1 protein-coding gene is annotated in these 212 nt (G+C 40.6%); it reads right to left on the bottom strand.

Going from position 1 to position 212, the window contains the following annotated elements:
- Nucleotides 1-6 precede the first annotated feature (6 nt).
- Nucleotides 7-212: YibL family ribosome-associated protein (locus tag FTW16_RS17745; protein WP_146492017.1), on the bottom strand; the 206-nt coding region annotated here is incomplete at its 5' end.

Here is a 212-nt window from a genome sequence, read left to right as displayed (position 1 = left end):
TGGTAATTAGAATTTTTTCGGGGCATACCCTGTCATAACCTCAATGCGAAGCTCTTTACCAATCTTCGTCATTGGGTGAACAATCACTAATCCTTTTACAGACTTTTTCAGTTTCCCCATATCCGCTTGCTCAGCTTTGGTGATTTCACGGCTAAATGGCATATCAATCAGCGATTTACGCTCTTGATTCACATCGAAGCTTTCTTTGTGTT

The organism is Vibrio sp. T20 (assembly GCF_007858795.1).
Lineage (GTDB): Bacteria > Pseudomonadota > Gammaproteobacteria > Enterobacterales > Vibrionaceae > Vibrio > Vibrio satsumensis.
This window is presented reverse-complemented; position numbering and strand designations above follow the sequence as displayed.